20 protein-coding genes and 2 pseudogenes are annotated in these 24,938 nt (G+C 72.4%); 8 read left to right on the plus strand and 14 right to left on the minus strand.

Going from position 1 to position 24,938, the window contains the following annotated elements:
- Positions 1-97: 97 nt before the first annotated feature.
- On the minus strand, positions 98-910 hold the full coding sequence (locus tag IF22_RS0128960) for an MBL fold metallo-hydrolase (RefSeq protein WP_030337459.1): 813 nt from the start codon (positions 908-910) through the stop codon (positions 98-100).
- Positions 911-1,047: 137 nt separating this feature from the next.
- On the opposite strand from IF22_RS0128960, the gene IF22_RS0128965 reads away from it, so the two are divergent.
- Positions 1,048-2,265 (plus strand): NADP-dependent isocitrate dehydrogenase, encoded by a 1,218-nt coding sequence (locus IF22_RS0128965; RefSeq protein WP_030337461.1) that lies wholly within the window; start codon positions 1,048-1,050, stop codon positions 2,263-2,265.
- Positions 2,266-2,581: 316 nt separating this feature from the next.
- Here the strand turns inward: IF22_RS0128965 and galT are convergent, their stop codons facing one another.
- The 4 genes from galT to IF22_RS0128985 form a co-directional block, all read right to left on the minus strand.
- Positions 2,582-3,658: a galactose-1-phosphate uridylyltransferase gene (galT, locus tag IF22_RS0128970; RefSeq protein WP_030337463.1), complete on the minus strand. Its 1,077-nt coding sequence runs from the start codon at positions 3,656-3,658 to the stop codon at positions 2,582-2,584.
- A 12-nt stretch (positions 3,659-3,670) separates the two neighbouring features.
- The gene (locus tag IF22_RS0128975) at positions 3,671-4,480 is read right to left on the minus strand and encodes a DeoR/GlpR family DNA-binding transcription regulator (RefSeq protein WP_030337465.1); all 810 of its coding nucleotides are present in this window, start codon (positions 4,478-4,480) and stop codon (positions 3,671-3,673) included.
- Between the two features lie 112 nt (positions 4,481-4,592).
- Positions 4,593-6,122: an adenylyl-sulfate kinase gene (cysC, locus tag IF22_RS0128980; RefSeq protein ID WP_030337466.1), complete on the minus strand. Its 1,530-nt coding sequence runs from the start codon at positions 6,120-6,122 to the stop codon at positions 4,593-4,595.
- An 88-nt stretch (positions 6,123-6,210) separates the two neighbouring features.
- The gene (locus IF22_RS0128985) at positions 6,211-7,725 is read right to left on the minus strand and encodes a glycosyltransferase family 2 protein (protein WP_030337467.1); all 1,515 of its coding nucleotides are present in this window, start codon (positions 7,723-7,725) and stop codon (positions 6,211-6,213) included.
- A 237-nt stretch (positions 7,726-7,962) separates the two neighbouring features.
- Here IF22_RS0128985 and IF22_RS0128990 point away from each other — a divergent pair, with 237 nt between their 5' ends.
- From IF22_RS0128990 to IF22_RS0129010, 5 genes are all read left to right on the plus strand, one after another.
- The gene (locus IF22_RS0128990; protein WP_030337468.1) at positions 7,963-8,877 is read left to right on the plus strand and encodes an ABC transporter ATP-binding protein; all 915 of its coding nucleotides are present in this window, start codon (positions 7,963-7,965) and stop codon (positions 8,875-8,877) included.
- Positions 8,870-9,775, plus strand: coding sequence for an ABC transporter permease (locus IF22_RS0128995; RefSeq protein WP_051708851.1), 906 nt, complete (start codon positions 8,870-8,872; stop codon positions 9,773-9,775). Before IF22_RS0128990 ends, IF22_RS0128995 begins: the two co-directional genes overlap by 8 nt.
- A complete protein-coding gene (locus IF22_RS0129000) occupies positions 9,775-10,686 on the plus strand; it encodes an ABC transporter ATP-binding protein (RefSeq protein WP_030337470.1) in 912 nt (303 codons plus the stop codon). The genes IF22_RS0128995 and IF22_RS0129000 overlap by 1 nt, the downstream gene beginning before the upstream one ends.
- Positions 10,687-11,397, plus strand: a complete 711-nt coding sequence (locus IF22_RS0129005) for an ABC transporter permease (protein WP_030337472.1) — start codon at positions 10,687-10,689, stop codon at positions 11,395-11,397.
- A gap of 93 nt (positions 11,398-11,490) precedes the next feature.
- Positions 11,491-12,135, plus strand: coding sequence for a hypothetical protein (locus IF22_RS0129010; protein ID WP_030337473.1), 645 nt, complete (start codon positions 11,491-11,493; stop codon positions 12,133-12,135).
- A 44-nt stretch (positions 12,136-12,179) separates the two neighbouring features.
- Here the strand turns inward: IF22_RS0129010 and valS are convergent, their stop codons facing one another.
- The 9 genes and pseudogenes from valS to IF22_RS0129055 form a co-directional block, all read right to left on the minus strand.
- A complete protein-coding gene (valS, locus tag IF22_RS0129015; RefSeq protein ID WP_030337474.1) occupies positions 12,180-14,744 on the minus strand; it encodes a valine--tRNA ligase in 2,565 nt (854 codons plus the stop codon).
- A gap of 93 nt (positions 14,745-14,837) precedes the next feature.
- Positions 14,838-16,718, minus strand: a complete 1,881-nt coding sequence (locus IF22_RS0129020) for an ABC transporter ATP-binding protein (RefSeq protein WP_051708852.1) — start codon at positions 16,716-16,718, stop codon at positions 14,838-14,840.
- Positions 16,715-18,571 carry an ABC transporter ATP-binding protein gene (locus tag IF22_RS0129025; RefSeq protein WP_030337476.1) on the minus strand — a complete coding sequence of 619 codons (1,857 nt, stop codon included), beginning with the start codon at positions 18,569-18,571 and terminating at the stop codon, positions 16,715-16,717. Before IF22_RS0129025 ends, IF22_RS0129020 begins: the two co-directional genes overlap by 4 nt.
- A gap of 38 nt (positions 18,572-18,609) precedes the next feature.
- Complete coding sequence (locus tag IF22_RS0129030) at positions 18,610-19,119, minus strand: methylated-DNA--[protein]-cysteine S-methyltransferase (protein WP_030337477.1); 510 nt, start codon at positions 19,117-19,119, stop codon at positions 18,610-18,612.
- Positions 19,116-19,499: pseudogene (locus IF22_RS36510) on the minus strand (DNA-3-methyladenine glycosylase family protein); the annotation flags it as partial. The gene IF22_RS0129030 and the pseudogene IF22_RS36510, both read right to left, overlap by 4 nt.
- Before the next feature lie 72 nt (positions 19,500-19,571).
- Positions 19,572-20,594: pseudogene (locus tag IF22_RS0129035) on the minus strand (bifunctional transcriptional activator/DNA repair enzyme AdaA); the annotation flags it as partial.
- 78 nt (positions 20,595-20,672) lie between these two features.
- Positions 20,673-22,106, minus strand: coding sequence for an FAD-binding oxidoreductase (locus tag IF22_RS0129040; RefSeq protein ID WP_081884143.1), 1,434 nt, complete (start codon positions 22,104-22,106; stop codon positions 20,673-20,675).
- Positions 22,107-22,357: 251 nt separating this feature from the next.
- A complete protein-coding gene (locus IF22_RS34055) occupies positions 22,358-22,858 on the minus strand; it encodes a hypothetical protein (RefSeq protein WP_051708854.1) in 501 nt (166 codons plus the stop codon).
- Positions 22,855-23,364: a SigE family RNA polymerase sigma factor gene (locus tag IF22_RS0129055; RefSeq protein WP_030337483.1), complete on the minus strand. Its 510-nt coding sequence runs from the start codon at positions 23,362-23,364 to the stop codon at positions 22,855-22,857. Before IF22_RS0129055 ends, IF22_RS34055 begins: the two co-directional genes overlap by 4 nt.
- 138 nt (positions 23,365-23,502) lie before the next feature.
- Between IF22_RS0129055 and IF22_RS0129060 the strand changes: the two genes are divergently transcribed.
- Both IF22_RS0129060 and IF22_RS0129065 read left to right on the plus strand, forming a co-directional pair.
- A complete protein-coding gene (locus tag IF22_RS0129060; RefSeq protein ID WP_030337485.1) occupies positions 23,503-24,006 on the plus strand; it encodes a hypothetical protein in 504 nt (167 codons plus the stop codon).
- Between the two features lie 153 nt (positions 24,007-24,159).
- Positions 24,160-24,894, plus strand: coding sequence for a Type 1 glutamine amidotransferase-like domain-containing protein (locus IF22_RS0129065; RefSeq protein WP_030337486.1), 735 nt, complete (start codon positions 24,160-24,162; stop codon positions 24,892-24,894).
- Positions 24,895-24,938 lie beyond the last annotated feature (44 nt).

Below are 24,938 nucleotides of genomic sequence, written 5' to 3' on the forward strand. Positions count from 1 at the left end.
ACCCCACCCCACCCCCGCCGGTCGATCATGGGGTTAGCGGCAGGCGTGGAGATCGAAAAGCCCGCCAACCTCATGATCAACCGATCAGGGGGTGGGGTCAGGCGGTGGGCAGGGGGTGAAGGGTGAAGGGGGTGGCCAGGTGGGGGGTGGCCAAAAGGGTGGGGTTCGCCGTGGCCAGGGCGGTCTGGCGGGAGCGGCGGGCTTGTTCCTGGTCCACCTCGTGGGCGTACGCCAGGTCGGGATCGACCAGCTGCACCATGTGCACCAGCAGGTCGCCGGTGAACAGCATCCGCTCGTCGGCTGCGGTCAGCAGCACCGACTGGTGGCCAGGGGTGTGGCCGGGGGTGGGCAGCAGACGTACCGCCGGGGTGAGGGTGGTCTCGCCCTCGACCACCCGGAGCTGGCCGGCGGCGCGCAACGGCCCGATCACGCCGGCCGGCAGCCCCGGGTTCAGCGTCTCCGCCGCGTCGACCTCGGCGCGTTGCACCAGGTAGCTCGCGTTCGGGAAGTACGGCTGCCCCGGCGTGCCGGTGACCGCCCAGCCGATGTGGTCGCTGTGCAGATGGGTCAGCACCACCGTGTCGACGTCGGCCGGGTCGATGCCGGCGGCGGCCAGCTCGGCGGGCATCCGGCCGGGCACCGGCGCCCAGCTCGCGGCGAGGGAGTCCGACGGCCCGATGCCGGCGTCGACGAGCGTCACCGGCCCGTCGTCGACCCGGATCGCGAAGCTGCGGAACGGCAGCCACCACTGCCCGTCGGCGGTCACCGAGCCGGGGTCGCGTCGGTCGGCCTCCGCCCAGTGAGCGGCTGTGGCCTGCGGAAACGCGTCCGCGCGAGGCTGGAAGAACTGACCCTCACCGTCGGTGAGCGCGGTGACCGTGATAGACCCGAGGGTGCGGTTCAGTGGCATCGGACGATGATTCCAGGGCATTCCTGTTCCGCGCAGTCCGGTTCCGCCGGCCGGTCGAGGCCGGCTGGGGGCTGCCGGTCCAATTGCAGTACGCTCGTACTGCTTGAGCACGTGTCCCCCGAGAGGAGCGCCGGCCGATGGCGAAGATCAAGGTAAACAACCCGGTCGTAGAACTCGACGGCGACGAGATGACCCGGATCATCTGGAAGCAGATCCGGGAGCAGCTGATCCTGCCCTACCTCGACGTCGACCTGCACTACTACGACCTGTCGATCCAGCACCGCGACGAGACCGACGACCAGGTCACGATCGACGCCGCCAACGCCATCAAGGAGCACGGCGTCGGCGTCAAGTGCGCGACCATCACCCCGGACGAGGCCCGGGTCGAGGAGTTCGGCCTGAAGAAGATGTGGCGGTCGCCCAACGGCACCATCCGCAACATCCTCGGCGGCGTCGTCTTCCGTGAGCCGATCATCATGTCCAACGTGCCGCGGCTGGTCCCCGGCTGGACCAAGCCGATCATCATCGGCCGGCACGCCCACGGTGACCAGTACAAGGCCACCGACTTCGTCGTCCCCGGCCCGGGCACGGTGACCATCACCTACACCCCGGCCGACGGCGGCACGCCGATGGAGATGGAGGTCGCCAACTTCCCCGGCGGCGGCATCGCCATGGGCATGTACAACTACGACGAGTCGATCCGGGACTTCGCCCGCGCCTCGTTCCGGTACGGCCTGGACCGCAACTACCCGGTCTACATGTCGACCAAGAACACCATCCTCAAGGCGTACGACGGCCGCTTCAAGGACATCTTCGCCGAGGTGTTCGAGGCGGAGTTCAAGGCCGAGTTCGACGCCGCCGGCCTCACCTACGAGCACCGGCTCATCGACGACATGGTCGCCGCCGCGCTCAAGTGGGAGGGCGGCTACGTCTGGGCCTGCAAGAACTACGACGGTGACGTGCAGTCCGACACCGTGGCGCAGGGCTTCGGCTCGCTGGGTCTGATGACCTCCGTCCTGCTCTCCCCGGACGGCCGTACCGTCGAGGCCGAGGCCGCGCACGGCACTGTCACCCGGCACTACCGGCAGTACCAGAAGGGCGAGAAGACCTCGACCAACCCGATCGCGTCGATCTACGCCTGGACCCGGGGCCTGGCCCACCGGGGCAAGCTGGACGGCACGCCGGCGGTCACCGAGTTCGCCAACACGCTGGAGCAGGTCATCGTCGACACCGTCGAGGGTGGCCAGATGACCAAGGACCTCGCGCTGCTCATCTCGCGCGACGCCCCGTGGCTGACCACCGACGAGTTCATGAACGCTCTCGACGAGAACCTGGCCCGCAAGCTCGCCGCCTGATCCGGGCGTACCGCGTCATCGGAGCCCGCCGGCACCCTGCCGGCGGGCTCCGGTGTGTCCGGGGCCGCCACGCCGGCCGGCGTCACTGCTGCCGGCGCGCCTCGTTGACCAGGATGGACGAGATGCCAGTCGCGTCCAGGAAGGTTGACCACGGTCGACCCGCGGCACCGTGCGCCGATCAGCCAGCCTTCCCGGCTGTGCCGTGCACAGCCAGCCGTCCCTTCCCTGCGGGGGGCCCTGTCCCGGGCCCCCCGCGCCCTGTTTCCCGCAACGTCGGCCCGGCCGTGCTCAGCCCCAACGGCCACAGCGGGCCCGCTCAGGCGGCACGCAGCAGGTCGGCGGCGCGTTCCGGGGCGATGTCGTTGATGAAGACGCCCATCCCGGACTCGGAGCCCGCCAGGAACTTCAGCTTGTCGGTGGCCCGCCGGAAGCTGAACAGCTGTAGGTGCAGGTAACCCAACTCGCGATCGATCCGTACCGGGGCCTGGTGCCAGGCCGAGATGTACGGCATCGGCATGTCGAACAGGCCGTCGAAGCGGCGCAGCAGATCCAGGTAGAGCGGACCGAACGACTCCCGCTCGCTGTCGCTGAGCGCCGGGATGTCCGGCAGCACCCGGTGCGGCGCGACGTGCACCTCGAACGGCCAGCGCGCGGCCGCCGGGACGTACGCCGTCCAGTGTTCGTTCTCGGCGACCACCCGGTCACCGGTGGCCCGCTCGGCGGCCAGCACGTCCGCGTACAGGTTGCCCCCGCCGGTCCGCTCGGCGTGCCGGCGGGCCGCGGCCAGCATCGCGCGGGTGCGCGGCGTCACGAAGGGGTACGCGTAGATCTGCCCGTGCGGGTGGTGCAGCGTGACACCGATCTCGACGCCCCGGTTCTCGAAGCAGAAGACCTGCTCGACGCCGGGCAGCGCGCCGAGCGCCTCGGTGCGGTCGGCGAGCGCGTCCAACACGGTGCGGACCCGGCGCGGCGGCAGGCTGGCGAAGGACGCGTTGTGGTCGGAGGTGAAGCAGACCACCTCGCACCGGCCGACGCCCGGCCGGACCGGTGTGAACGGGGTGATCTCCCCGGGCTCCTCGGCCACCCGACCGCTCAGCGACGGAAACCGGTTCTCGAAGACCACCACGTCGTAGTCGGGTGCGGGGATCTCGGTCAGCCGGTCGCCCACCGACGGGTCGAGCGGGCACTCGTTCGCCGGTGGGAGGAAGGTGCGGGTCTGCCGGTGCACGGCGACCGCCACCCACTCGTCGGTCAGCGGGTCGTAGCGCAGTTGCGACGCGGGGGGAGGCGGTGGCAGGTCCCGGCGGTCCGGCTGGTCGCGGACCGCGTCGTCGCGCTCGTCGAAGTAGATCAGCTCCCGGCCGTCGGCCAGGTCGATCGCGGTGCGCTTCACGGCGCCGTCCCCTCAGTTGTCGGCGTGCGCGTCACGCGGCCCGCCCCCTGTCGCCTTCACCATGATCAGTTCGCCCACCCGTTCGTCGAGTACCCGCCGTGCGGCTGGGGGCAACCGATCGTCGCTGACCAGTACGTGGGCCGCCGCCAACTCGACGATCGAGGAGATGCCCACGGTGCCCCACTTGGTGTGGTCGGCGAGCACCACCAGTTGGTCCGCCGCGGCCACCAGCGCCCGGTCGGTCTCCGCCTCCATCAGGTTCGGGGTGGTGAAGCCGGCCCGCTCGGTGATGCCGTGCACGCCCAGGAAGAGCAGATCCAGGTGCAGTGACCGGACGGCCCCCACCGCGAGTGGGCCGACCAGCGCGTCCGACGGTGTGCGTACCCCGCCGGTGAGCACCACCGTCTGGTCCGGACGACCGCCCGCGTGCATGATCTCGGCCACCGGCAGCGAGTTCGTCACGACGGTCAGGTCGGGGACGTCCACCAGCCGGCGGGCCAGCTCGGCGGTGGTGGTGCCGGCGGAGAGCGCGACCGCCGCGCCGGGCCGGACCAGTTGGGCGGCCCGATCGGCGATGGCCGCCTTCTCCGGCAGTTGGCGGACCGACTTGGCGCGGAAGCCCGGCTCGTCGGTCGCGCTCGGCCCGGTCGTGGTGGCACCGCCGTGCACCTTGGCCAGCAGGCCGCGCTCGTGCAGCGCGTCCAGGTCACGCCGGATGGTCATGTCGGACACGCCGAACTCGCCGGCCAGCTCGCTGACCCGGACGCCGCCGGTCGAGCGGACCCGCTCCAGGATGGCCGCCTGCCGCTGCTGAGCGAGCATCCGCCGTGCCTCCCCGGGGTCCACGTACCCTCACGCGGTCAAACGTGTTCCAACAAAGATGAACACTAGCGCGTGCCGGTCAGCGGCGGAAGAAACGGGGTACGGCGACGCCTCAGGTGGACGGGATGGTCAGCTCCACCCAACCGGTCTCGGTCAGATGGTGCAGCACCGCCTGAACCGCGTCCGCCACGCTCACGTCACTGGTGTCGAGAACCAGATCCGCGTCGGTCGGCTCCTCGTACGGGTCGTCGATGCCGGTCATCCCGGTGAGCAGGCCGGCCCGCGCCCGCGCGTACAGGCCCTTGCGGTCCCTGCGCTCGCACACCTCCAGCGGAGTGGCCACGTGCACCAGCACGAAACCCGCCCCGGCGGCGAGAGCCATCTCCCGGGCGGTGGCGCGGGCCGCCGCGTACGGGGCGATCGGGCAGCAGATGCTCACCCCACGGTGCCGGGCGATCTCGGCGGCCACCCAGCCGATCCGCCGGACGTTGAGGTCCCGGTCGGCCTTGCTGAAACTCAACCCGGCGGAGAGCTCCCGGCGCACCACGTCCCCGTCGAGCAGGGTCACCGTCCGGTCGCCGCTCTCCCGCAACGCGTCCGCCAGCCCCCGGGCGACAGTCGACTTGCCGGAGCCGGACAGGCCGGTCAGGAAGACCACCAGCCCTCGCTGCCGGCGCGGCGGCCGGGCCCGGGCCAACTCCCGCGCCACAGCGGGCGGCGTGTGCCACTCCGGCAGCGGGAAACCCCTGTCGAGCAGGTCGTCGATCTCCGCCTGGGTCAGCGCGAGCCGGCGGTTGCGCGGTGGGATGTCCTCCCGCCACCGCCACTGCCCGTCCCGGTTGTCGTAGGCGAGTTCGCGGGGCACCAGCACCCGCAGCCCGGCACCGGAGAGCATCTCCCCGGTGGAGAGCAGGTGGGTGACCCCGTACGCGGCGGAGACCCGGGCGCGCAGCAACGCGTCGCTGATCTCCTCGTGGCGGTGCGACAGCGGCACCGCGACCAGCGTGGCGGGCGGCATCCGGTCCCGGGCGGCGAAGATCGTACGGACCAGCGCCTCCGGCGGGAGCCCACCGACGCCGCCCTCACCGACCGGGATCATCACGAGCAGATGAGCGGCCAGGGTGCGGGCGGCATGGGCGATCTGGGCGAGCTGCGGACGATGCAACGGCCGATCGGCGATCACCCCGAGCACCCGGCCCGGGGGCAGCAGCGCGCGGACCTCCTCCGGGTCACGACGCAGCCGCTGGAACGGGCCGTGCCCACCGTCGCCCAGTCGTCGGACCTGGCCGCCCACCCCCGCCACACCCTCGCGGATCGGCCAGACGTCGGCCACGTCCAGGGCCGCAGCCGGGGCACCCTCCCCGTCGGTCAACACGAGCGCCCGGCGGGCCGGGTCGCGCGGATCGAAGCTCTGCGCCAGCGCGGTCGGCACCTGGAGAACCACCGCCACCTGCCACGGGGTGCCGTCGGCCAGCCGGCCGCGCCGGCTCACCGAGACCAGGTCAGCGCGGGTCATGAAGCCGGTCAGCGGGGCGTACGCGCCGGTCAGCAGCAGCTCCAGATCCGCGAGCTCACCGGGACGTGGCGTGTACGCCGGCGCGTCCCGTAGCACCTCGTCGGGCAGCACCCAGCCGTTGCTCATTCACGCTCCCCACTCGCTGACCGGCACACAGTTTCGCAGCCGACCGCCGATCGGTCGAGGGTGCCACTCCAAGACCCCCGCCGACGGGTCAGCGTTTGATCCGCCGGCCCACCGCCGACCGCAGCCGGTTCCACACCTTCCGCTCGTCGCGGATGCGCGGTCGCGAGCCGTCGGCACGGCAGATGAACACCAGCGGCAGTCGCGCGTCCTCGGTCCAGCCCACGTTGGTGATCCGGGCCTTGAGCAGCCAGCTACCCCGCGTCCGGCCGCCGTTGAGGGCGGCGAAGTCGATGGTGGCGGTGGCCCGGTGCACCAGGTGGACCGTGTCCGCCGCTGTCGTACCGGTGATCCGTTCGGTCTCGAAGGTGTTCGGCAGGAAGATCTCGGCGCCGGTCTCCCGGTGGCGGGCCACCAGGTCCAGGCGGGCCTTGCGCACCTGCGCGGTCGCGTCGAGCACCTCGGGCTCGATCTCCTCCATCGGCAGCATCAGCACGTCGCGGTCACCGTCGGCGCGAAAGCTGACCGGCTGGTCCGCGGAGCGCAGCTCGGCGGCGACGGTCACCGTGACGGCGTGATCGGCGCGCCGAAGCTCACCGACGGTGCCGTGGGCGCCGATGCCCGCCTCCCAGTGGGCAAGCCTGCGCAGGTCCGCGACCCGGCCCCGCTCCGCCAGGTACGCCATCGCCCGGAGCATCGGCGGCAGTCCACCGGCGACGCCAGGGGCGAAGCGGTCCTGCATGATCTTCTGGACCTCCAGCGCGACCTGCTCCACCCATGCCTCAGGGGCGTTCAGCAGCCGCTTGCCGCGCAGCCGGCTGAGCATCTCGTTGCGCAGCCAGCGCCGGTGCAGCCGGTCCCGCAGCGCACCCGGCTCGGTGTGGGCGTCCACCACGTCCAGCGCCTCCCGCACGCTGGCGTAGTAGCTCGACGGGTCCAGCGGGGCCGCGGTGACGTTGCGTGCGTCGCCCCGTTGAACGTGGTGGTAGCAGATGTAGTCGGACAACACGGAGGTCCGCCGGGACAGGAAGTAGGCCCGGACCACCAGCGAATGATCCTCCAGCCGACGCTTGCCGCCCTCCGGGAACCGCAGACCGTGCTCGTTGAGGAACGACCGCCGGAACAGCTTGTGGCAGGTCAGACTGTCGATCAGAGGTGAGTTGCTGAGCGTCGCGTCGAAGCGGTTCTTCCGGAACAGCTCCCGCGGCACGGGCCGGCCGTACCCGGCCATCTTCCCGATCACGATGTCGGCGTCGTTCGCCTTCGCGCAGGCGTACAGCCGCTCCAACGCCTCGTCGGCGAACCAGTCGTCGTCGTCGGCGAAGAAGACGTACTCGCCGCGGGCCTGCTCGATGCCGAGGTTGCGCGGACGCGACGGCCAGCCGGAGTTCTCGATGTGCAGCACAGTGACGTGTCGGTGCTCAGCGGCCAGCCGATCCAGCCGCTCGGCCGTCTCGTCGGTCGAGCCGTCGTCGACGAAGATCATCTCGAACTCGTCGGCGGGCAGTGACTGGCGCAGCAGTGAGGCGACGAGCTTCTCGATGTGCGGGCCGCAGTTGTACGCCGGCACCACGACGCTCACCTTCGGGACGCCCACCTCGGCCATCAGGATCCCTCCCGCGTCGTCGGTCGATCGCCAGGCGGATCGATGCCCGGTGAACGAGAGGTGAATGGTGTCACCTCGGATGGGTCTTTCCGGAAGCGGGGTCCGACCGAACGCGGGACCGGCGAAAACGCCGCGAGAGCCCGCCGCGGACCTTAGGGGGCCGGCCGGGAAAGGATCAGGGGAGCGCCGGGGGCGTGCCGGTGTCCATGCTGGGCATCGACTCCCTACGCTGGGCGCGTGACACTGATCGCGACCCAGTCGCTCACCAAGACGTACGGAGGTCGGGTCACCGCGTTGGCCGACCTCACCGTCGCCGTCGAGCCCGGGATCATCGGCCTGGTGGGCGCGAACGGCGCCGGCAAATCCACCTTGATCAAGATCCTGCTCGGCCTGATCGCACCAACCAGCGGCCAGGTCTCGGTGCTGGGCATCGACCCGACCGCGGACCCGGCGGCCGTCCGCAACCGGGTCGGTTACATGCCGGAGCACGACTGCCTCCCACCGGACCTGTCCGCCGCCGAGCTGGTCACCCACCTCGGCCGGATGAGCGGCCTGCCCCGCACCGCGGCCCGCGAGCGGGCCTCGGAGGCGCTGCGGCACGTGGGGCTCTACGAGGAGCGCTACCGGCCGGTCGGTGGCTACTCGACCGGCATGAAGCAGCGCGTCAAGCTGGCCCAGGCGCTCGTGCACGACCCCGACCTGCTGTTGCTCGACGAGCCGACGAACGGTCTGGACCCGGCCGGCCGCGACGCCATGCTGGCCCTGGTGCACCGGATCGGCACCGAGTTCGGCATCTCCGTCCTGGTCTGCTCACACCTCCTCGGCGAGGTCGAGCGGATCTGCGACACGCTGATCGCCATCGACGGTGGCCGGTTGCTGCGCGCCGACAACATCTCCGCGATGACCACGGCCACCGACGTGCTCGCCGTTGAGGTCAGTGAGGGCACCGAGGAGCTCGCCGCCCGACTCGCCGAGCTGAAGCTGCCGGTCGCCCGGGACGGGCGGCTGCTCCTCGTGCCGCTCGCCGACGACGGCACCTACGACCTGATCCTCGGCGCGGTCGCCGACCTCGACCTGCCACTGCACCGACTCGACCAGCGCCGGCACCGGGTGGCCGAACTCTTCGCCACGAGGGAGCTCACTCATGCCTGAGCCGTCCACCACCACCGCCCGGCAGACGCCGACCGGAGTCATCCACGACATCGGCTACCAGCGCTACGAGGGCCCGAGGCTGGGCCGTCGGCAGGTCTTCGGCGCGCTCTACCTGCACGGTCTGCGCACCGCGTTCGGGTTCGGGCGCAGCGCCAAGGCCAAGATCTTCCCGTGGCTGGTGGTCGGCATCGTCACCCTGGTCGCGGTGGCCCTGGCCGCCATCCGTAGCCAGATCGGCGAGCCGGTCGCCACGTACGCCCAGTTCGCCGACTCGATGAGCTGGCTGGTCATCTTCTTCGTCGCGGTCGTCGCCCCGGAGCTGGTCTCCCGCGATCTGCGCAGCGGTGTACTGCCGCTGTACTTCTCCCGGCCGCTGCCGCGCAGCGACTACGCGTTGGCCAAGCTGCTGGCGCTGGCCACCGCGCTCTGGCTGCTGCTCGGCGGGCCGCAGCTGCTGATGTTCCTGGGCGCCGCGTTCACCACCAAGCAGGGCATGCGCGGGGTGTGGAACGAGTTGCTCGACCTGCTGCCCGGGCTGCTCTACGCCGGCCTGTGGGCGGTGGTCTTCGCCTCGGTCGGCCTGCTCGTCGCGTCGCTGACCGGCAAGCGTGCCTTCGCCGCCGGCGGTGTGGTCGCGGTCTTTCTGATGACCACCCCGATCGTGGGCGTGCTGAGCATCCTGCCGTCGCGCGCCGCCAACGAACTGGCCGGGCTCGCCTCCCCGTCCACGCTGGTGCAGGGGGTGGGCATCTGGTCGCTCGGTGACCTGCTCGTCGAAGGTGACCAGGGCGGCCCGTCCATCGGCGGGTTCGGCCCGGTCTACGCCCTGGCCGCGGTGCTGCTGGTCGCCGGCGCGACCGCTCTGCTGCTGGCCCGCTACCGGAAGGTCGCCTCCTGATGAGCACGCTGAGCCTGACCGGGGTGTCCCGGTGGTACGGCAACGTGGTCGCCGTCAACGACATCAGCATGGCCCTGGGGCCGGGCGTGACCGGGCTGCTCGGCCCGAACGGCGCCGGCAAGACCACGCTGCTGCACATGATGGCCGGGTTCCTCGCCCCGTCGCGCGGCACTGTCACCCTCGACGACGAGCCGACCTGGCGCAACCCCGACGTCTACCGGCGGTTGGGGCTGGTCAGCGAACGGGAAGCGGTGCAGGGCTTCCTGACCGCGTACGAGTTCGTGCTGGCCAGCGCGAAGCTGCACCGGCTGCCCGACCCCGCGGCCGCGGCCCGACGGGCGATCGATCTGGTGGAGCTGGAATCGGCGCAGGACCGCCGGATCGGCACGTACTCCAAGGGCATGCGCCAGCGCGCCCGAGTGGCCGCCGCACTGGTGCACGAGCCGCAGGTGCTGCTGCTCGACGAGCCGTTCAACGGCATGGACCCCCGCCAGCGGCTGCACATGATGCAGCTGCTGCACACCCTGGGCGACGCCGGCCGGACGATCCTGTTCAGCTCGCACATCCTGGAGGAGGTCGAGCAGGTCTCCGGAACGGTGCAGGTGATGGTGGCCGGCCGGTTGGCAGCCTCCGGCGACTTCCGGACCATCCGTCGGTTGATGACCAACCGCCCGCACGTCTTCGCGGTGCGCTCCACCGACGACCGGGCGTTGGCCGTCGCGCTGATCGCCGAGGCGTCGGTGAGCGGGGTCGAGTTGGAACCGACCGGCCTGACCGTGCGGGCCGGTGACTACGGCGCGTTCACCCGGGCGCTACCCCGGATCGCCCTGAGCAAGGGCATCCGGGTGCGGCAACTGGTGCCGTCCGACGAATCCCTGGAGAGCGTCTTCTCCTACCTGGTGGAGGCATAGATGTCCACGGTTACCTGGATCACCGCGCGCGGGTTGTTCGGCCGACGTCGGTTCCTGCTGCTGTTGCCGCTGCCGTTGGTGCTGCTCGGCCTGGCCGTGCTCTGTCGGTCGCTGGGGGTGGACCCGCGCGAGTGGGGGCCGCCGGTGCTCGTCGGTCTCGGGCTCGCCGTGGTGCTACCGGTGGTCGCGCTGATCATCGGCACGGGCGTGCTGGGCGCCGAGATCGACGACGGCACCGTGGTGCACATCCTGACCAAGCCGCTGCCGCGCTGGCAGATCGTGCTGCCGAAGCTCGCGGTGGCCGCCGGGGTCACCGCGGTCACCGTGGCGGTGCCGCTCTACGTCGCGGGCGTGCTCGCCAGTTCGGTACGCCTCGGTCTGGCGCTGGCCGCCGCGGCGGCGCTCGGCGCGCTGGCGTACTCGGCGTTCTTCCTCGCGCTCAGCCTGGTCACCAGGCGGCCGGTGCTCCTCGGCCTGGTCTACGTGCTGATCTGGGAGGGTCTGCTGGGCAACTTCGTCAGCGGCACCAAGGTGCTCTCCATCCAGCAGTACGTGATCGCCCTCGCCGACCGGATCGCCCCCACCGGGCTGTTGGAGGCGAGCGTGTCGGTGTCGGTGGCGTCGGTGATGACCGCGCTGGTCAGCGTCGGCTTCACAGTGCTCGCCATCGACCGCCTGCGCTCGTTCAGCGTGGCCGGCGAGACGAGTTGACAGCGGTGCGAGCCGCTGTTCCGGCCAGCCCCCGCCCGGCGGTAGGGCTGGCCGGATGGACCGGTCGGGCCCGCTCGGGTCAGGCTGACGGGCGTGAGCGTCGAAGCGGAGCGGACGTCGTTGGCTGAGCCGTACTCCCGGAGCAGCCGGCCGTGGCTGACCAGCCTGGCCGTCGCCGGGCTGGCCTGTGCCACGGTCGCCACGGCGGCCCAGGGCAGCGGCCAGTTCCACTGGTGGGCCGTGTTCATCCTGATTCCGGCCGCGTTGATCGCGGCCAGCGGTGGGCCGTTGCTGGCCCGCGGGGGTGGCCGGTCCTTCGCCGGGTACGTGCTGGCCTGCGTCGGCACGATCGTCTTCGCGGTCGGCGCGCTGCTGATGTTCGGCGTGATGGGGCGGGGCTGGCCGCTGCTGGTGGTGCTGCCCTGCCTGGCCGTCGCCGGCACCTACGGCTGGCGGGCGGCTCACCCGCTGGCCCGCGGCCTGCATCGGGCGGTCGCCCTGCTCGCGCTGACCGGCGCGCTGCTCGGCGTGACCCTGCAACTGATCCGGGTGGATCTGATCCACCTCAAGACCGGCTGGTGGGGCGCCTTCCTGATGCTGGCCGGGGCGATCGTGCTGGGCAACGCGGGGGAGCTGACCCGGCACCGGATGCCGTACCGACTCCAGGCGATCACCCTGCTGGTGGGGCCCTCCGTGGTCGCGTTCCTGCTCGGGCTGCGGTTCCTGCGCGGCTGGTGACCCGACGGTCCGCCGCCGCCCGGACGGGCGGCGGCGGACCCGGCTCAGAAGGCGCAGGCGATGACCAGCTCCGGGGCGCGGTCCGGGAGCAGGTCGAGCTTGCCGATCCGGCCCGCCGCTCGTAGGTCGTCGGCGACCAGGGTGAGCTGCTCCAGCAGCGCCGCCGGGCCGAGCGCCTCGGCCAACGGCACCTCCGCCTTCATCGACAGCTTCCGCTCCGACTTGGCCCGGCGCACCTGGCTCAACGCGTCACCGGCGAGCCGCAGCAGCGCCGGGTCCCCCGACCCCTCGATCGTCCGGGCCACCTCGTGGGTGGTGGGCCAGGGTGCCCGGTGCACCGAGCCGTACCGCCACCACGACCAGACCTCCTCGGTCACGTACGGCAGCACCGGGGCGAACAACCGCAGCTGCACCGACAGCGCCGAGGCCAACGCGGCCCGTGCCGAGTCGGCCGCCGCGCCGGTGCCGTAGGCGCGCTCCTTGACCAGCTCGATGTAGTCGTCGCAGAACCGCCAGAAGAACGCCTCGGTCACCTGCAACGCCGCCGTGTGGTCGTACGAGTCGAAGGCGGCACCCGCGGCGGTGACCACGGTGGCCAGCTCGGCGAGCATGGCCCGGTCCAGTGGTGTGGTCGCCGGGGCGCGCAGGGCGTCCGCCGCGCCCAGCCCGAGCGCGAACTTGGACGCGTTGAGCAGCTTGGTGGCCAGTCGCCGGCCCACCTTGATCTGCGCCGGGTCGAACGCCAGGTCCATGCCGGGCTTGCCGCTGGCCGCCCAGTAGCGCACCGCGTCCGAGCCGTGCTGCTCCAACAGGGCCAGCGGGGTCACCACGTTCCCCTTGGACTTCGCCATCTTCTTGCGGTCGGGGTCGAGGATCCAGCCCGAGAGCACGGTGTCCCGCCAGGGCAGCACCCCGTGTTCGAAGTGGGAACGGACCACGCTGTCGAAGAGCCAGGTCCGGATGATCTCCTGCCCCTGCGGGCGGAGGTCCATCGGGAAGACCCTGGCGAACAGGTCCGGGTCGGTCTCCCAGCCACCGACGATCTGCGGGGTCAGCGACGACGTGGCCCAGGTGTCCAGCACGTCCGGGTCGCCGATGAAACCGCCCGGCTGGCCGCGCTGAGACTCGTCGTACCCCGGCGCCGGATCGCTGGATGGATCGACCGGCAGCGCGGACTCGTCCGGCGTGAGAGGGTGGGACCAGTCCGGCTCGCCAGCGTCGTCGAGCCGGTACCACACCGGCACCGGCACCCCGAAGAAGCGTTGACGGCTGACCAGCCAGTCCCCGTTGAGGCCGCCCACCCAGTTGTCGTAGCGGTGTTTCATGTGCGCCGGCACCCAGTGCAGCTCCTCGCCGCGACCCAACAGGGTGGCGCGCAGCGCCTCGTCCCGGCCGCCGTTGCGCAGATACCACTGTCGGGTCGAGACGATCTCCAGTGGCCGGTCACCGCGTTCGTAGAACTTGACCGGGTGCGTGACCGGGCGCGGCTCGCCGATCAGGTCACCGGCGTCGGCCAGCATCCCGACGATCTCCCGGCGGGCACCGTTGACGGTCTGCCCGGCCAGCGCCGCGTACGGCTGCGGGGGCACCCCGTCCGGCGGCTCGGGGAGCAGTCGACCGTCCCGGCCGATCACCACCCGGGTGGCCAGCCCCAGCTCACGCCACCAGGTCACGTCGGTCAGGTCACCGAAGGTGCAGACCATCGCGATGCCGGTGCCCTTGCCGGGTTCGGCGAGGGGATGGGCGTACACCGGCACCTCGACGTCGAACAGCGGGCTGCGCACCGTGCCGCCCACCAGGTCGGCGTACCGCTCGTCGTCGGGGTGGCAGACCAGCGCCACGCAGGCCGGCAACAGCTCGGGCCGGGTGGTGTCGATGAGCACCGCACGCCCGTCGGCAGTGGCGAACCGCAGCCGGTGGTAGGCGCCGGGGCGCTCCCGGTCCTCCAGCTCCGCTTGGGCGACAGCGGTGGCGAAGCCGACGTCCCAGAGCGTCGGCGCCTCCGACTGGTACGCCTCGCCGCGGCGCAGGTTGCGCAGGAACGCCCGTTGGCTGGTGGTCCGGGCGATCCGGCCGATCGTCGTGTACGTCAGGGACCAGTCCACCGAGAGCCCCAGCCGCCGCCACAGCGCCTCGAAGGCCTGCTCGTCGGTGACCGTCAGCCGTTCGCACAGCTCGATGAAGTTGCGCCGGGAGATCGGGGTGGGGTCGCGGCGGGCCGCGTCGTCGACCGGGGCCGCCGGTGGCCGCCACACCGGGTCGTACGGCAGCGCCGGGTCGGGTCGCACCCCGTACACGTTCTGCGCCCGACGCTCGGTGGGCAGGCCGTTGTCGTCCCAGCCCATCGGGTAGAAGACGGCCTTGCCGCGCATCCGCTGGTAGCGCGCCGAGGTGTCGGTGTGCGTGTACGAGAACACGTGCCCCATGTGCAGCTCGCCCGATACGGTCGGCGGCGGGGTGTCGATCGCGTACACGTCCTTGCGCTCCTTCGAGCGGTCGAACGCGTACGTGCCTTCCTCCTGCCAGCGGCGCGCCCAGCTCTCCTCGAGCCCGTCCAGGGTCGGACGCTCGGGAACGCCGGCGCGGGCCGTCCTCGCCGTGTCGGTCATCCTGCGATCGTAGGCATCCGCCGGGTGCGGGGCGACGTAGTTGCGGCCGAACACACCGGCCGGCGGGGAACGGCCACCACCGGGGCGGCCCGGCTAGATCAGCGAGTCGCGCCACTGGCGGTGCAGGGCGGCGTACCGGCCGCCGGCCTGGGCCAGCACGGCGGGTGGGCCGTCCTCGACGACCTTCCCGCCGTCGATGACGAGCACCCGGTCGGCGGTCTCCACCGTGGAGAGTCGGTGGGCGATCACCAGTGCGGTCCGGTCGCGCAGGATGGTGCCGAGTGCCCGCTGCACCAGACGTTCCGTCGGCACGTCCAGCGACGACGTCGCCTCGTCCAGGATGAGCACGCTCGGGTCGGCCAGGAACGCGCGGGCGAACGCGACGAGCTGCCGCTGCCCGGCGGAGAGCCGCCCGCCTCGTCGGTGCACCTGGGTGGCGTACCCGTCGGGTAGCGCGGCGATGAAGTCGTGCGCGCCGATCGCCCGCGCGGCGGCCTGCACGGCGGCGTCGTCGGCCCCCGGGCGACCGAACCGGATGTTCTCCGCGACGGTGCCGCTGAACAGGTGGTTCTCCTGCGTCACCAGCACCACCGCCCGGCGCAGGTCGGCGTCGCGTACGTCGCGCAGGTCGACCCCGTCCAACGTGACGGTGCCGGTGTCCGGGTCGTGGAATCGGGCGACCAGCTTGGCGATTGTCGACTTGCCCGCCCCGGTGGGCCCGATCAGCGCGACGGTCTGCCCGGCCGGCACCGTCAACTCCAGCCGGCGGAGGATCGGGGTGTCGGTCCGGTAGCCGAAGCTGACCGCCCGGAAGGTCAGCTCGCCACGGCCGGGCCCGGTCGGCAGTGGTGTGGGCCGGGCCGGTTCGGCGACGGCCGGTCGTTCGTCGAGCACCCCGGCCAGCTTCTCCAGGGCGGCGGTGGCCGACTGCAACGAGTTGTAGAACTGGCTCAGCTCCTGCATCGGCTCGAAGAAGCGGCGCAGGTAGAGCAGGAACGCGGCGAGCACACCGATCTCGGTCTGCCCGCCGAGCACCCGCCACCCGCCGTAGCAGAGCACCACGGCCACCGTGACGTTGCCAATCAGCTTGATCGCCGGCGAGTACGTGGCGATCAGCCGGAACGCGTGCAGGCTGGTCCGTCGGTAGTCGTCGCCGAGCGCCACGAAGATCCGTTGGTTGCGGGGTTCCCGGCGGAACGCCTGCACCGCCCGGATGCCCCGCATCGACTCGACGAAGTGCACGATGACCAGCGCGACAGCGTCCCGGGTCCGTCGGTACGCGCTGGCCGACGACCGGGCGAACCAGCGGGAGAGCGAGAACAGGAACGGAAACGCGAACAGCGTCACGCCCGCCAGCGGCAGGTCCAGCCAGAGCAGGATGGCGGCCACCGACAGGATCGAGAGCCCGGCCAGCACCAGGCTGTCGATCCCACCGTCGACCAGCTCGGCGATCGAGTCCAGGTCGCTGGTGAGCCGGGACACCATCCGGCCGGACGTGTACCGCTCGTGGAAGTCCACCGACAGCCGCAGGAAGTGCCCGAACACCTGTTTGCGCAGGTCGAGCAGGACGGCCTGGCCGATCCGGGCGGACAGGGCGAGGAAGCCGCGGCGGGCCGCGTACTCGGTCACCGAGGCCACCGCGAATGCCCCGGCGACGGCGATCAGCAGCCCGGGGTCGCCGGCGCGCAACGGTGGGATGGCCCGGTCGATGCCGATCATGACCAGGTACGGGCCGGCCATCGCGGCGGCGTTCTGGACCAGCAGCAGGGCGACCGCCGCGGCGAGCCGCTTCCGGTGCCCGCGCAGCAGGTCGCCCAGCAGGCTGCGGCTGAGCCGGCGCAGCCGGGCCACCGCCTCGGGGCTGGTGTCCTCCGCTCGACTGCGGTCGGCCTCCGGGTCGGTGGCGGTTCCGCGCCAGCGGGTGAGCTCGGGCTCCTCCTCCGGAGGTGGGTCGGCCTGCCTGGGCACGCTCACGAACGCACCAGTCCCCACCCGTCCGAAGGGGACGGGCTGGGCCCGCCGGCCCCGGCCGGTGGGGGATGCCCGGCGGGGGGCTCGGCGGCGAGCAGCGCCCGGTACGCCGGGACGGTGGCCAGCAGGTCGGAGTGTGTGCCGGTCGCGGTGATCCGCCCGTCCTCCAACAGGGCGACCCGGTCGGCCAGCGCGATCGTCGACGGCCGGTGCACCACCAGCAGCGCGGTGCTGTCGCGCAGGACCCGGCGAAGCGCCGCCTCGACCAGGGCTTCCGTGTGCACGTCGAGGGCGGAGAGCGGGTCGTCCAGCACCAGCACCGCCGGCCGGCCGAGCACGGCCCGCGCCAACGCGAGCCGTTGCCGTTGCCCGCCGGAGAGGGACAACCCCTGCTCGCCCACCCGGGTGGCCAACCCCCAGGGCAGGTCGTACGCGAAGTCGGCCTGGGCCAGCGCGAGGGCCGCGCGGACCTCGTCGTCGCCGGCGTCCGGGCGACCCAGGGTGAGGTTCTCGCGCACCGACATGGAGAAGAGCGTGGGTTCCTCGAACGCCACCCCGACCAGCCGGCGCAGCGAGGCCAGCCGCAGGTCGCGCAGGTCGTGGCCGTCCACTGTGATCCGCCCGGCGGTCACCTCGTGCAGCCGGGGCACCAGGGAGAGCAGTGTGCTCTTGCCGCTGCCGGTGGCGCCGACCAGGGCCAGTGTCTCGCCCGGCTCGATGCTCAGGTCGATCTCACGCAGCACCGGCGTGCTGGCACCCGGATAGCTGAACGCGACGCGCTCGAAGCGCAGCCGGCCGCGCACCGCGTCGCGGGGCAGAGCGACAGCGCCGGGAGAATCCACGATCTCCGGTGGGGTGTCCAGCACCTCCTGGATCCGGTCGGCGGCGGTGGCCGCCTCCTGACCGTTGGCGATGATCCAACCCAGTGACTGCACCGGCCAGATGAGCATCAGTTGCAGGCTGACGAACGCGACCAGCTCGCCGATGGTGAGCGCCCCGTGCGCGGCGGCGGCCGCCCCCGCCGCCAGCACCACGCCCAGTGTCACGTTGGGCACCAGGTCGAGCAGCGCCGAGGTGTTGGCCAGCAGCCGCCCCTTGCCGACCCCGGTGTCGTGCAGCCGCCGGGCCGCGCCGGCGAAGCGGGCGGCCAGTTCGGGCCCCCGCCCGTACGCCTTCATGGTGCGCAGACCCTGTGCGGTCTCCTCGACCAGGGTCGCCACGTCGCCTTGCAGGTCCTGCATCCGGCGGGACGCGGCGTGGTAGTGCCGCCCGAACCGGCGACTGATCAGCAGCAGCGGCACCGCGCTGGCCGCTACCAGCACCCCGAGCACCGGATGCAGGTTGATCAGCAGCAGCACCACGACCACGTACGTGGTCAGGTTGAGCACCAGGAAGAACACGCCGAAGGAGAGGAACCGGCGGATCACCGACAGGTCGCTGGTGATCCGGGAGAGCAGCTGGCCGGACTGCCAGCGGTCGTGGAAGCTCGTCGGCAGCCGTTGCAGGTGGGCGTAGACGTCGGCGCGCAGCGCCGCCTCCATGCCCACCGCCGAGGATGACTGCACCCACCGGCGGATGAAGATGAGCACCGCCTCGACCACACCCAGCAGCAGCGCCAGGCCGCCGAGCTGGAGCAGCCCGGCCGGTTCGTGTCGGGCCACCGGCCCGTCCACGACCCGCTGCACGACCAGCGGTACGGCGATCCCGGCGGCGGTGCCGGCGAGCCCCGCGACGAGCAGCCAGGCGAACTCGGCGGCGTACGGGCGCAGGTAGCGGCGTAGCCGCCAGAGGTTGTGCGCGGGGCGGGTTCCCGCGGCGGCCCGGGTGGCCGGGTCGCCGTCGCTCTCCACAGGCACTACCAGACGGTAGCGTCTAACAGGTGTCGATGCTTCTGTCAGCTTGCCGTCAAGCGGCGCTCATGACCGAGAAGCCACTCCTTCACCTCCAGCCCCCAGCGGTAACCGCCGAGCGTGCCGTCGGTGCGAAGAACCCGGTGGCACGGCACGAAGAGGGCTGCCGCGTTCCGGGCGCAGGCCGCCGCGGCGGCCCGCACCGCCGGTGGCCGACCGGCCAGCGCGGCGTACCCGGTGTAGGTGACCGGGGTGCCGGGCGGCACCTCGCGCAGCACCTGCCAGGCGTGCGCCATGAACTCGCCGCCGGTGCGTTGCTGGACCGGCACCGCGTCGATGGCGGCGAGGTCACCGTCCAGGTAGGAGGTGACCGCCGCGCTGACCGGCCCGAGGTCGGTGCGCTCCCGCAGCGGTGCCCGCAGGGTCGGGTGGACCAGGGGCAGCAGTGCCGCCGGGTCCGGGGTGAAGCCGGCCGCCCGAACGGCACCGTCGGGGCCGGCGAGGATGCTCAGTGGACCGGCCGGTGTGCGCAGTACAGTGCTGTCGATGGTCATGCCGTTCTCCAGAGTCTGATCGTGGCGTAGGACCGCCAGGGACGCCATCGCTGGGCGTGCCGGTCGAGGGTTGTCGGGGTGTCGGGCAGGCCGAGCGCGGCGGCACCGCGCCGGACCGCGAGGTCGGAGCTGAGCAGGATGTCCGGGTCGCCGAAGGCGCGCATGGCCAGGTAGTTGGCGGTCCACGGGCCGATGCCCGGGAGCGCGAGCAGCCCTCGGACGGCCTCCCCCCGATCCACCCCGGGGGCGAGGTCGACAGACCCGTCCACCACGGCCCGGGCCAACCCCCGCAAGGACTCCCGCCGCCCCACCGGCATTCCGAACGCCGAATCCGGCAGCGACAAGAGCTCCTCCGCCCCCAAGAACCCCCGCAGCCCACCCCGTTGATCATGAGGTTGACCTGGGGTTTGATCTTTATCGACCTCGTCAACCTCATGATCAACGCGGTGGGAGAGGAGGCGGGTGAGGGTGGTTCTTGCCGAGGTGATCGAGACCTGCTGGTTGATGATGGCGCGGACGGCCACCTCGAAGCCGTCGACCGACCGGGGAACGCGGATGCCGGGTTCAGCGGCGACCGCCGGGGCCAGCGCCGGGTCGGCGGCCAGCGTGGCGTCGATGGCCACCGGGTCCGCGTCCAGGTCGAGCAGCCGGCGGCAGCGGGCCACAGCGGGCGCCAGGTCGCGCAGGTCGGTCAGCCGCAACGTCGCCGCCACGTGCCCGTCCGCCGGGGTCAGGGCCACCTGGCCGGTGCCGTGTGGCAACCGCAGACCCCGGTGGTACGTCCCGTCGCGGACCTCCTCCACACCGGGCAACGCCCGCACCGCGAGGAAGTCCAGCAGCGCCCGGGCGTGCAGCGGCGGGCGGTACGCCAGCCGGAGCGTGATCGTCCCCGCCCCGACCGCCGTCCGCTGGCGACCACGGGCCGTGCGCAGGTCGGACGGGGCGCTCGCGTACACCTCGCGGAGCGTGTCGTTGAACTGCCGCACGCTGCCGAAGCCCGCGGCGAACGCGATCTCGGCCATCCCGAGGTCGGTCGTCTCGATGAGGATCCGGGCGGTCTGGGCGCGCTGCGCCCGGGCCAGCGCGAGCGGCCCGGCACCCATCTCGGCGCTGAGCATCCGGTGCAGGTGCCGCTCGGTGTACCCCAGCCGGGAGGCCAACCCCGGCACGCCGTCCCGGTCGATCACCCCGTCCGCGATCAACCGCATCGCCCGGCCGACCACGTCGGCGCGGACGTCCCACTGCGGTGAGCCGGGCGCGGCGTCCGGCCGGCAGCGGCGGCAGGCGCGCAGCCCGGCGCCCTGCGCCGCCGCGGCGGACGGGAAGAACCGGACGTTCTTCCGCTTGGGGGTGATCGCCGGGCAGGACGGCCGGCAGTAGATGCCGGTGGACGTCACACCGGTGTAGAACCAGCCGTCGAACCGCTGGTCACGGCTGTCCACGGCCCGGTAACACCGCTCGAAGTCCAACTCCATGTCACCGATGATGCCCCGCTCGACCGGTCATCGGCTGGCGGGAATCGGACCTGGGCGTGCCGGTGCGAGGCGGCCCGGTCAGCGGGGGCGTCGACGACGCCGGTGTGGTTGACCAGATCCGCTGGGCTGACCGGATCGGGCGGGCTGACCGGCGCGGTCCGCCTGGCCGGATCGGCTGGGCTGGGCAGTGCGGTTGGGCTGGCCGGTCAGCAGGGCCGGTCGGAACACGCCGTCCGGGTCGTACCGCTTCCACAGCCGCCGGACCCGGGCCCCGGTCTCGCCCGGGTAGATCCGGGCGAACGCGGCCGGGTCCGGCCGGCTCTCGAAATTGACGTACGCACCGTCGGCCCGCGCTCCGACCGCCCGCCAGGCGGCGTTCAACGCGGCGTCGGCCTGCGGCGGAAACACCGACGCCACGATCAGGGTGTCCTGGTGGCGATGCGGGTACGCGGTCGCGTCGGGGGCGACGTCGTTGACCGCCCCGCCCAACGAGCGGAGTTGGACCACGGCCCGCCCCGGCCCGGTCACCGCTCGCGTCACGGCCCGCGCCCCGGCGTCGTCCAGCGCGGCAAACAGCCCGTTGGTGGTGGTGCCACGCTGCTGCCCGACGTTGGGGTTGAGGTGCGCGGTCGGCACCAGCGTCGGGTAGGGCAACAGGTCGGTCCGGTGTTCGAGCACCTTGCCGATGGCGAGCAGCGGCTCCACCGCCGGTCGGGCCCGACGCAGGCTCTCGGCGGCGACCACGGCGGTGATGGACATGAGCACCGATCGGCCCTCCGCGAACACCACAGCGGCGGCGGACAACTCCCGGGGCGCCTGCGCGAGATAGCTCGTCCACTCCCGGACCGTGCGACCGTCCGGATGCGCCTCGACGACCAGCTGCGCGACACCGACGTTGCGCTGCTCGGCCGCCTCGATCTCGAAGGCCACCACGATCCCCGCGCCGGCTCCGGCCCCGCGGACCAGCCAGAACAGCTCCGGCTCGTGGTCGGCGTCCGCGCGTACCAGCGTCCCGTCCGCCAGCACCACCTCGACGGCGCGGACCCGGTCGACGGTCAGGCCGTGCGCGCGGACCAGCCAGCCGACACCACCGCCGGTGGCCAGGCCGCCGACCCCGACGCCGCCGTAGTCACCCGAACTGATCACCAGGCCGTACGGGGCCAACGCCTTCGCGACGTTCGCCCAGCGGGCACCGGCCTCGACCCGGACCAGCCCGGCCCGCTCGTCGATCACCTGAACCCGGTTGAGCATGGACAGGTCGATGACCATCCCACCGTTGTTCGACGAGGCCCCGGACAGGCCGTGCCCGCCGCTGCGGACCGCGATGGGCAGCCGCTGCTCGCGGGCGTAGCGGAGCGCGTCGACCACCTGGGCGGTGGTCTTCGGCAGCAGGACGGCGGCCGGCGACGCCGACCTGGTGTACGTCGAGCGCAGGTTGGCGTACCGGCGGTCGCCGGGCGTGACGATCTGCCCTCGGAGGGAGTCGGGCACCCGGGCCATGGCGGTGCTCATCGGTGCCCCCGCGGCGCGCGCCTCGGGTGTCCGGGATCGGTCATGGCCCAAGGATGAGCGGGCACGTCGGCGTCGACAAATCTGGTGCGCCGGTGCCCGCTGGTCGCCGCGCCGCACGACGCTCGCCGGTGCGGGGGAGTGGCGCGCGAAGGTGACCGGAATCTCCGACCGGCCGGCTCCCGCCTCCGGCGGTGACGGTGAGACGGCCGGTCCGGCCGGCGTGCGGTGACCGCCGACCGGACCGGTGGTGCTCAGGACAACGGGCTCGGCGAAGCCGTCGGCCGGCCCGGCACACCGGGCGGGCCCGCCGAGCTCGACGGGCTCGGTGAGACGGTCGGTCCGCCCGGCTTGCCCGGCACGCCCGGCGGCGTCAACGGGGTCGGCGACACAGTCGGCCGGCCGGGGACGCCGGGCGGACCCACCGGGCTGGCCAGTCCGCCACCGGGGCTGGGCTCGACCGTCGGCACCGCGGTGGGCGCGGACGGGATGGGTGCCGACGGGCTGGGTACGGCCGCCGGGCCGGCCGGGCTGGGCACGGCCGGGGGCGGTTCGTCCGAGCCGGTCGCGGCCACTGCGAGCGGAGTGGCGATCAGGATCGCCGCCAGGGTGCTCACCGCCCCCACCGTCACCGTGGCGCGGCGTCGGTTGCGCACCCGCCGTTCCGCTCGGCTCAACTGGTCATGCACGATCGGTGCCTCCTCGGCCAGGTCGGTGAGGGTGGAGCGGATGAGGTGCTCGAAGGGGTCCGTCATCGCCGTACCTCCAGCATGTCGACGTCGGGCAGTAGTTCCCGCAGTCGCTGCACCGCTCGATGGGTACGGCTGCGCACGGTGCCCACCGAGCAGCCGAGCAACTCGGCCACCCGGGCTTCGGGCAGGTCCTCGTAGTAGCGCAGGACCACCACCGCCCGCTGTGTCGGTGGCAGGTGACGCAGCGCGGCACGCATCGCCAACCGCACGTCGGAGCCGCCGCTGGGGTCACCGCCGACCGGTTCGTCCGCCGGGTTGAGCGGGGTCTCCCGCCGCCGTCGAAACCGCCGCCACCAGCTGATCTGCTCGCGGTACATCACCACCCGCAGATAGCCCTCCGGATCGGCGTGTCGAATGCTGTCCCACTTGGGGATGGCCCGCGCCAACGCCGACTGGAACAGGTCCTCGGCGGCGTTGCGGTCCCCCGTCAACAGGTACGCGACCCGCATCAGCGCCGGAGTACGGCTGCCGACGAACTCGGCCAGCCGCGCGCGCTCGTCCTCGTCCACCCACCACCCCGTTTCGTTGTCACAGATACAGACGTCCCAGGTCATCGTCGCTATCCACGATCGGTGGGGTTTTTCGGCCCGAAAGTGTCGGTCGCGCCGGGTAGCGTCCGGCCACCAACTGAAGAAGGGGTGCGGCGAATGACGAGCGTGGCGGGTTGGACGACGGCGTCGACACCGGGTGCGTTCCCCCCGCTGCCCCGCGCGGTGGCGCAGTCCTTCTACCGCCGGATGCGGGCCGTCGCGCCGGCCGCCGTCGGCGCCATCGAACGGGACCGGACGGGCGATCCCGAGCAGCGCTTCCCCGACACCGCCTGCGGCCGGTTGGTGGGCTCGCTGGACGACGCCGGCCTGCGGGCGCTCGGGATGTGGACGCACCACTGGTGCATGCGTTTCTACGACGACGACACGACTGTTGGTCGGCGGTTGATCCGTGAGCTCGCCGCCCGGCCGGGGCTGGGCTGGACGGCCGACGAGGTGCGGTGGATGCTGCGCGAGTCGGCTTCGGCCGGACCGGCCGCCGCCGACCGGTTCACCCTGCCCCGGGCCGCCGCAGGGCAACTGCCGCCGGCCGACCGTCCCGCCCTGGGGCTGTGGCCCGACGTCGAGGTGCCCCGGCAACGGCGTCCCGACCAGTCTGGTTGATCATGGAAGTTGGCGGGGGCTGCGACTGTCGGACACCCCGCCACCACCATGATCGCCACGGGTGGAGGTCGGGCCCCGCGCCGGAACGCAACGGGCGGGAGGCCGGCTGCGGCAGGATGGACGCCGCACCGCCCGCAACGGAAGGACGCCCCGATGCCCGCCAGCGAACCGACCATCATCGCCACCAGCATGGGCTTCCTCCGGGGCGACCGTGGGCCCTACGACCTGCGCCCCGGCCCGGTCTTCGAGCTGGCGGCCGAGCTGGCTGAGGCCGGTTCGCGGCCGCGAATCTGCTACCTCGGGCAAGCCGTCGGTGACCAGCCCACCTCGCTGACCGGGGTCTACGGCGCGTTCGCCGGCACCCGGTTCGAGCCGTCACACCTCGCGCTGTTCCCGATGCCGAACGTCGAGGACGTCCGCGCCCACCTGCTCGCCCAGGACGTGATCTGGGTCGGTGGCGGCAGCGTCGCCAACCTGGTCGCCGTGTGGCGGGTGCACGGGCTCGACGAGATCCTGCACGAGTGCTGGCAGGCCGGTGTGGTGCTGGCCGGTGTCTCCGCCGGCTCGATCTGCTGGCACGTCGGCGGTGCCACCGACAGTTTCGGGCCGCGGCTGCGCGGCTTCACCGACGGCCTGGCCTGGTTGCCGTACGGCAACGGGGTGCACTACGACAGTGAGGGCCAGCGCCGCCCGCTCATGCACGAGCTGGTCGGCGACGGCACGCTCCCCACGAGTCACTGCACCGACGACGGCGTCGGCCTGGTCTACCGGGGCACCCGGCTGGTCGAGGCAATCGCGGACCGCGAGGGCGTCTCGGCGTACGAGGTCAGCCGGGGCGTGGACGGCAGCGTCCGGGAGGCGGTCATCGCCCCTCGCCTGCTCGGCTGAGCGTCACGCCTCGCTGAGCGTTACGCCTGCTCGGTCGGTCAGGG

It is taken from the genome of Micromonospora parva (genome assembly GCF_000718515.1).
Taxonomy (GTDB): Bacteria; Actinomycetota; Actinomycetes; order Mycobacteriales; family Micromonosporaceae; genus Micromonospora; species Micromonospora parva.